Here is a 7,427-nt window from a genome sequence, read left to right as displayed (position 1 = left end):
TCACCGTTCTCGCGGGTTCCGAGCTCAAGGACCTCGAGGCGCCGCTGGTCGAGGCCGCGCGCGCCGCCGGGGTGGAGCTGCAGCTGTCGTACGCGGGCACGCTCGACATCGTGGAGCGCGTGAATGCCGGCGAGCGCTTCGATGCGATCCTGCCGCCCAACGGCGCCTATCCCGCATTGGCGCTCGCCAAGCCGGCGGTGGCGCGCGAGAAGCTCTTCTATTCGCGCATCGCGCTCGGCGTGAAGGCTGCCAAGGCCGCGCGGCTGGGCTGGGACAAGCGCGCGCCCGGCTGGGCCGACATCGCGCGGGCCGCGAGCACGGGCCAGCTGCGCTACGGCATGACCAACGCGACCAGCTCCAACACCGGCATGAGCGCGCTGTTCGCGGTCGCCTCGGCACTCGCGGGCAAGACCGAGGACCTGACGGCGCAGGACGTGGACGAGAAGACGCTCAAGGCCTTCCTCTCGGGCCAGAAGCTCACGGCCGGCAGCTCGGGCTGGCTGGCCGATGCCTACCTGGCCGATCCCGCGGCGATCGATGCGATGGTCAACTACGAGGCCGTGATCCTGCGCCTCAACGAGCGGCTGCCCGCGGCCGACCGGCTGCTGCCGATCTATCCGCGCGACGGCATGATCTCGGCCGACTATCCGCTGATGCTGCTCGACGAGGCGCGGCGCGAGCCCTACAACCGGCTGGTGGCGGCCTGGAAGGGGGCCGCGTTCCAGCGCGACGCGCTGTCGGCCGCCTTCCTGCGCCCGGCCAATCCCGAGGTGCAGGCCGCGAGCGCGCTGCCCACGGCGGCGGTGTCGGAGCTGTCCTTTCCGAACCGGCTCGAGGTGATCGATGCCGTGCTCGGCACCTACCAGGCGCGCTGGCGCAAGCCCTCCACCTCGATCTTCGTGCTCGACCTCAGCGGCTCGATGCAGGGGCAGCGCCTGGAAGCCATGCGCGAGGCGCTCAAGCGGCTGTCGGGCGCCGAGGCCGGCGCCGCGGCGAGCGTGCGCTACAGCGCGTTCCAGAGCCGCGAACGCGTGGTGCTGATTCCGTTCGCCACGCGCGTGTCGGAACCGGTGTGGGTGCGCTTCGAGCCCGAGCGCATCGGCGCCGCGCGCGAGGAACTGCGCCGCCAGGCCGACGCGATGAAGGCCGATGGCGGCACCGCCATCTACTCCGCGCTGGCCGTGGCCGAGGACCTCGCGCGCGAGGAGCAGCGCAGCGATCCCGATCGCTTCGTGAGCATCGTGCTGCTGACCGACGGCCAGAACAACGCGGGCCTGAATCCCGAGGAGTTCCAGGCGCGCTATGCGAGCGGGCTGCCGGCGCGCATCTTCCCGATCCTGTTCGGCGAGGGCAACGCGGCCGAGATGCACCAGCTCGCGAAGTCCTCGGGCGGGCGCGAGTTCGACGGCCGCCGGCTGGTGCTGGCGCAGGTGTTCAAGGAAATCCGGGGCTACCAGTGAGCTCGCGCAAAGGCTCGATGTGGCGCGGCGTTCGCTGAAGCTGCGCGCGCTGCTGTTCCTCTACGGCAACGGCAACATCCTCGGCTGTGCGCTCGCGCTGGCCGGTCCGGCGCTGCTGTTCGCGGGCGTCATCGACCGCGGCTGGCTCGCCATCACCGCCGGCCTCTACATCGGCGGCTGGCTGCTGGGCCGGCGCGCGCCCGAGCTCGAGCGCCGCATCGAGGACAGCCTGAGCCTGGAGGAGACGCTGCGGCGGCTCGACGAGGTGGTCGCGCGCGCCTCGCCGCATCTCACCGAGGACATGCGGCACAGCCTCGAGAGCGTGCGCGGCCTGGTGGTCGAGGTGCTGCCGCAATTGATGGACGCCGGCACGGGCGGCGACGACCTGTTCACCGTGCGCGAGACCGTGCTGCGCTACCTGCCCGAGACCCTGGCCAACTACGTGGCGCTGCCGCCGGCCTTTCGCGTCACGCAGCCGCTGAAGGATGGCAAGACCGCGCGCCAGCTGCTCGGCGAGCAGCTGGGCCTGCTCGATGCCAAGCTGCGCGAGGTGGTCGCCAACCTGGCCGCGAGCGACGCCGCCGCGCTGGTGGCCAACGGCCAGTTCCTCGAGAAGAAGTTCAGGCAGCCCGATTTCCTCGAGGGCTGAGCCGCGCCGGCAAAGCCCTTGCAAACGTGGGGCCGCGCGCGGGCTTCGATAGACTGCGCGGGTGACTTCCTCCTCCGAGCCTCCCAGTCCGTCGCTGGCCTGCGCCAGCCTCCCGCTTCCTCGCCGCCGCTTTCCGCGCGTGCTGTCCCCGCCCCTGACACGGCCTCCGCCGCGTCCAACGGCTGCTTCTCTCCTCCCGATTCCCCCTTCATCGCCCGCCATGGTTCGCGCCATGCCGGGCCGCACGCGCTCGCGCGCCACCTTCCATGATTGAACTGCTGTCCGACCCCGCCGTCTGGATCGGTCTCCTCACGCTCGTCGTGCTCGAGATCGTGCTGGGCATCGACAACCTGATCTTCATCGCGATCCTCGCGGAGAAGCTGCCGCCGCACCAGCGCGACCGCGCGCGGCTCATCGGCCTGAGCCTGGCGCTCTTGATGCGCCTGGGACTGCTGTCCATCGTCTCGTGGCTGGTGACGCTGACCACGCCGCTGTTCAGCCTGTTCGGCCAGGGCTTCTCGGGGCGCGACCTGATCCTGCTGTTCGGCGGCCTGTTCCTGCTGTTCAAGGCCACGGCCGAGCTGCACGAGCGCATCGAGGGCGTGAGCCATGCCGTGACCGGCAGCGCGGCCTATGCGAGCTTCGGCGTGGTGGTGGCGCAGATCGTGGTGCTCGACGCCGTGTTCTCGCTCGACGCGGTGATCACGGCCGTCGGCATGGTCGACCACCTGCCGGTGATGATGGCCGCGGTGATCATCTCGATCGCGATCATGCTGTGGGCCTCGAAGCCGCTGACGCGCTTCGTCAACGCCCATCCCACGGTGGTGGTGCTGTGCCTGAGCTTCCTGCTGATGATCGGCCTGAGCCTGGTGGCCGAGGGCCTGGGCTTCCACATTCCCAAGGGCTACCTCTACGGCGCGATCGGCTTCTCGGTGCTGATCGAGGCGCTCAACCAGTGGGTGCGCCGCAATGCGCTGCGCCACGAGGCGCGCCGGCCGCTGCGCGAGCGCACGGCCGAGTCGGTGATCCGCCTGCTCGGCGGCCGCACGCGCGGCGAGCCGGTGCCCGCGGGCAGCGATGCGGCCGATGCCGACGCGCCCGCGGACGAACCCGCCTTCGGCATCGAGGAACGCAACATGGTCAGCGGCGTGCTCTCGCTGGCCGAGCGCAACGTGCGCTCGGTGATGACGCCGCGCGCCGACGTCTCCTGGGTCGACCTCGACGACGATCCCGAGGCGCTGCGCGAGCAGCTGCTCGACACGCCGCACGGCATCTTCCCGGTGTGCCGCGGCTCGCTCGACCAGGTGGTGGGCGTGGCACGCGCCAAGGACCTGCTGGGCCAGCTGCTGCGCCATGGCCGCATCGACGAGGGCCATGGCCTGCGCGCGCCGATCTACGTGGCCGAGTCGACGCGCGTGATCCGCCTGATCGACACCCTGCGCGGCGCGCGTGGCCAGCTCGCGCTGGTGGCCGACGAGCACGGCACCCTGACGGGCGTGGTCACGCCGATCGACGTGCTGGAGGCGATCGCGGGCGAGTTCCCCGACGAGGACGAGGCGCTCGAGATCCAGCAGACCGGCCCCGAGGCCTGGACCGTGGCCGGCAGCGCCGACCCGCACCTGCTCGAGCAGGCGCTGCAGACCGACGGCCTGGCGAGCGAGGACGACAGCTACACCTCGGTGGCGGGGTTGCTGCTCGACCGCTTCGGCGGCCTGCCCGCGGCCGAGGCCACCTGGGTGCACGACGGCTGGGAGTTCGTCGTCACGGGCGTGGACGCGCAGCGCATCCGCGAGGTGGCGGTGCGGCGCATGCCCGTGGCGTTGCCCGAGGCCTGAAGCGCGGAGGGCGCTGCTTTGGTAGGCTGGCGCTCCCGCTTTCCGACCCGCTCCGCGCATGACCTCCAACGCCGCCCACCGCCAGCCCGTTCCTCTCGCCAAGGCCTACCGCCTGCTCAACCACGGCCCCACGGTGCTGGTGAGCGCGGCCCACGCGGGCCGGCGCAACATCATGGCGGCGGCCTGGGCCATGCCGCTGGACTTCGATCCGCCCAAGGTGGCGGTGGTGCTCGACAAGAGCACCTGGACCCGCGTGCTGCTCGAGGGTGCGGGCAGCTTCGCGCTGCAGGTGCCGGTGCGCGCGCAGCTCGACCTGACCGAGGCGCTGGGCAGCAGCTCGGGCCGCGAGCTGGTCGAACGCGACGGCCGCGACAAGTTCGAGGCCTACGGGCTGCACAGCTTCGCGGGCAGCGCCACCGAGGCGCCCCTGCTCGAGGGCTGCGCGGCCTGGCTCGAATGCCGGCTGCTGCCCGAGCCGCCGATCCAGCAGCGCTACGACCTGTTCCTCGGCGAGGTGATCGCGGCGCAGGCCGATGCGCGCGTGTTCTCGAACGGCCGCTGGCACTTCGAGGGCCACGACGAACTGCGCACGCTGCACCACGTGGCCGGCGGGCACTTCATCGTCGATGGCGAGGCGGTGGACGCGAAGCCGCTGCCGCAGGCCGGGCGCTGAATCAGCCGTCGCTGGTCCGGCCCGACGCCACCAGCAACTGCCGCAGCACCACCCCGCCGCACAGCGCGGCCGCGCCGGCCAGCAGCACGAAGCTCAGCACGCCGGCCGGCGAGGCGTCCTCGAGCCAGCCGGCCACCAGCAGCGTGGCGCTGTTGTAGGCCGCGTGCAGCGCGATGCACGGGATCAGCGAGCGCGTGCGCTCGTAGAGCCAGCCCAGCACCGCGCCCATCGCCACGCCGACCACGAACTGGTAGATGTTCATGTGGGCCGCGCCGAACAGCAGCGCCGACATGAAGATCGCCTGCCCGCGCCCGTAGCGCTGCAGGAAGCCGCGCAGCACGATGCCGCGGAACAGCATCTCCTCGAGCAGCGGCGCCATCACGCAGACCGCCAGCACCGCGGCCACGCTGCCGTCGGCCATGCGGCTGAACATCGCCTCCTCCCAGGCCGACAGCGGCAGCGCCAGCGTCAGCAGATTGATCGCGCAGGTGATCGCCAGCATCAGCGCCGGCATCAGCAGCAGCGTGGGCGGCACCACCAGCATCAAGGTGGCGCGCATCGAGGCGTTCGAAGGATGGAACAGCGCGCGCCAGCCCAGCTTCTGCTGCTGCATCACGACCGCGAACACCAGCCCGTTGCCCAGCACGGACGACAGCACGCCGATCTGCATGGTGCTCAGGCCGAACAGCCGGTTGGCGTCGCGCAGCGCGGCGCCCACGATCAGCTCGCAGAGGAACAGGGCGAGGTACAGCAGGACGGCCTGCGTCGCCGAGGGGAAGGCCGGGCGGTTCGGGGAGGGCATGGGCGCTGCGCAAAGGTGGCGGGCATGTTAGCCGCTGCCGCCGGCCCGGCGCCTCCCCCAACCGGGGGGCGGTGTCAGACCACGAAGGGCAGGAAGCGCTTCGTGCCGCGCATGTAGGCGCGGTAGGCGTCGCCGAAATGCGCGATGCATTCGCGCTCGTCGCTGAGCGCCGTCAGCACCAGCAGCACCGTGGCCGCGAGCGCCAGCGCGAGGCCGGGGCCGCCGATGTCCTTGAGGCAGGCGCCCCAGGCCAGCAGCATCAGCGCGGTGTACATCGGATGGCGGATGTAGCGGAAGGCGCCGTCGGTGACCAGCGACGCGGTCTTCTCGAAGCCGAGCAGCGCGGGATCGTCGTCGCGCGCCGCGCCGGGCCGCACCGCGGCCTGCAGCCGGCGCCAGGCATGCACCGGCAGCCAGGCCGACAGCGCCAGCAGCAGCCACGACAGCAGCTGGTGCGGCGCCAGCGGATCCACGTGCCACACGGGCAGGTTCAGCAGGATCAGCGCCAGCATGCACTCCCAGGCGAAGAAGCGGTAGAAGCCGTGCGAGCCGCGCCGGCGCAGCGCGCCGCGCGAGACGTACAGCAGCGCGGCCGAGACGACGACGAAGAGGGCGATCTGGATCCAGGCGAAAGGCATGGGGCCCGAATCTACACGCCGGGCCGCCGGCGCCCTCACACCTTGTCAGCCCATCGTCGAGTAGCCGCCGTCCACCGGGATCGACACGCCGGTCACGTAGTCGGCCGCGGGGCTCGCGAGGAACACGGCCGTGCCCGCGATGTCGGCCGGCCGGCCCCAGCGGCCCGCGGCCGTGCGCGCGACCACGCGCTCGTAGAGGCCCGCGACCTGGGCGCGCGCGCCGTCGGTCATCTCGGTCTGGAACCAGCCCGGCAGGATCGCGTTGACCTGGATGTTGTCGGCCGCCCACGAGAGCGCGGTCGACTTGGTGAGCTGCACCACGCCGGCCTTGCTCGCGGCATAGGCGGGCGAGTAGGCGGCGCCGAAGATCGACATCATCGAGCCGACGTTGACGATCTTGCCGCCGCCCGCGCGCTGCATGTGCGGGTGCGCCGCGCGGCTCACGAGGAAGGCGCTGGTGAGGTTGGTCTGGAGCACGAGGTTCCACTCGTCCAGCGTGAGCTGGTCGACCGGCTTGCGCACGGTGGTGCCGGCGTTGTTGACCAGGATGTCGAGCCGGCCGCAGCGCGCGGCCACGGCGTCGACCGCCTGCTGCACCGAGGCCTCGTCGGCGACGTCGATGGCGACCGCGAAGCTGTCGCTGCCGAGCGCCTTCAGCGTCTCGACCGCGGCGGCCGATTTCTCGGGGTTGCGCGCGGCGATCACCACGCGCGCGCCGGCCTTCGCCAGGCCCTGGGCCATGCCGAGGCCCAGGCCGCCGTTGCCGCCGGTGACCAGCGCGACCTTGCCGCCAAGGTCGAACATCAGGCCGCCGCCGCCGCCGCCGCCGCCGCCGGCACCGGCTTCTTCGCGACCAGCGTCAGGATGTCGTAGCTCGCGACCAGCTCGCCGTCCTGGTTCGTCACCTCGACGTCCCAGGCCACCACGCCCTGGCCCTGGCCGTTGGCGTCCTTGCGGTTGCGGTCGATCTTGCGCTTGCAGGTCAGGCGCGCGCGGATGGTGTCGCCGATGCCCACGGGCTTGATGAAGCGCAGCGTGTCGAGGCCGTAGTTGGCCAGCACCGGGCCGGGCGCGGGCGAGACGAACAGGCCCGCGGCCGCCGACAGCACGAAGTAGCCGTGCGCGATGCGCTTGCCGAACGGCGACTCCTTGGCCGCGATCTCGTCGAAGTGCATGTAGAAGTAGTCGCCCGACAGGCCGCCGAAGGCCACGATGTCGGCTTCGCTCACGGTGCGGCGATGCGTCAGCAGCGAGTCGCCGATTTGCAGGTCCTCGAAGTGGCTGCGGAACGGATGCACCTCGCTCTCGCGCACCTTGGCGCCGCGCACGTGCTCGCCGGTGACGGCCGCCAGCATGGTGGGCGAGCCCTG

The 7,427-nt window shown here is 71.7% G+C and carries 8 protein-coding genes; 4 read left to right on the top strand and 4 right to left on the bottom strand.

What is annotated here, in order from left to right; all coding sequences use genetic code 11:
• The 4 genes from AC27VN_RS26990 to AC27VN_RS26975 all read left to right on the top strand — a co-directional run.
• The coding region (locus tag AC27VN_RS26990) for a vWA domain-containing protein (protein WP_490878519.1) at window positions 1-1,460 on the top strand (1,460 nt) is incomplete at its 5' end.
• Window positions 1,461-1,479: 19 nt separating this feature from the next.
• Window positions 1,480-2,109, top strand: a complete 630-nt coding sequence (locus AC27VN_RS26985; RefSeq protein WP_490878518.1) for a hypothetical protein — start codon at window positions 1,480-1,482, stop codon at window positions 2,107-2,109.
• A 269-nt stretch (window positions 2,110-2,378) separates the two neighbouring features.
• Complete coding sequence (locus tag AC27VN_RS26980; RefSeq protein WP_490878520.1) at window positions 2,379-3,944, top strand: TerC family protein; 1,566 nt, start codon at window positions 2,379-2,381, stop codon at window positions 3,942-3,944.
• A gap of 58 nt (window positions 3,945-4,002) precedes the next feature.
• Window positions 4,003-4,617: a flavin reductase family protein gene (locus AC27VN_RS26975; protein ID WP_490878517.1), complete on the top strand. Its 615-nt coding sequence runs from the start codon at window positions 4,003-4,005 to the stop codon at window positions 4,615-4,617.
• A gap of 1 nt (window position 4,618) precedes the next feature.
• Here AC27VN_RS26975 and AC27VN_RS26970 read toward each other — a convergent pair whose 3' ends face one another.
• The 4 genes from AC27VN_RS26970 to AC27VN_RS26955 form a co-directional block, all read right to left on the bottom strand.
• Complete coding sequence (locus AC27VN_RS26970; protein WP_490878516.1) at window positions 4,619-5,419, bottom strand: CPBP family intramembrane glutamic endopeptidase; 801 nt, start codon at window positions 5,417-5,419, stop codon at window positions 4,619-4,621.
• Between the two features lie 74 nt (window positions 5,420-5,493).
• On the bottom strand, window positions 5,494-6,057 hold the full coding sequence (locus AC27VN_RS26965) for a methyltransferase family protein (protein ID WP_490878515.1): 564 nt from the start codon (window positions 6,055-6,057) through the stop codon (window positions 5,494-5,496).
• 45 nt (window positions 6,058-6,102) lie between these two features.
• Window positions 6,103-6,861: an SDR family NAD(P)-dependent oxidoreductase gene (locus AC27VN_RS26960; RefSeq protein ID WP_490878514.1), complete on the bottom strand. Its 759-nt coding sequence runs from the start codon at window positions 6,859-6,861 to the stop codon at window positions 6,103-6,105.
• A partial coding sequence (locus AC27VN_RS26955; protein WP_490878513.1) for a MaoC/PaaZ C-terminal domain-containing protein occupies window positions 6,861-7,427 on the bottom strand: 567 nt, incomplete at its 5' end. The genes AC27VN_RS26955 and AC27VN_RS26960, both read right to left, overlap by 1 nt.

Source organism: Variovorax sp. 20P10.2.4 (genome assembly GCF_058244205.1).
Note: the sequence above shows the minus strand (reverse complement) of the source record. Positions and strands in the feature narration are given on the sequence as shown.

What these genes read in the sequence shown, in the direction of transcription:
- AC27VN_RS26975 (WP_490878517.1), top strand. Translation starts at nt 4,003, where the DNA reads ATGACCTCCAACGCCGCCCACCGCCAGCCCGTTCCTCTCGCCAAGGCC.
- AC27VN_RS26970 (WP_490878516.1), bottom strand. Translation starts at nt 5,419, where the DNA reads ATGCCCTCCCCGAACCGCCCGGCCTTCCCCTCGGCGACGCAGGCCGTC.
- AC27VN_RS26965 (WP_490878515.1), bottom strand. Translation starts at nt 6,057, where the DNA reads ATGCCTTTCGCCTGGATCCAGATCGCCCTCTTCGTCGTCGTCTCGGCC.
- AC27VN_RS26960 (WP_490878514.1), bottom strand. Translation starts at nt 6,861, where the DNA reads ATGTTCGACCTTGGCGGCAAGGTCGCGCTGGTCACCGGCGGCAACGGC.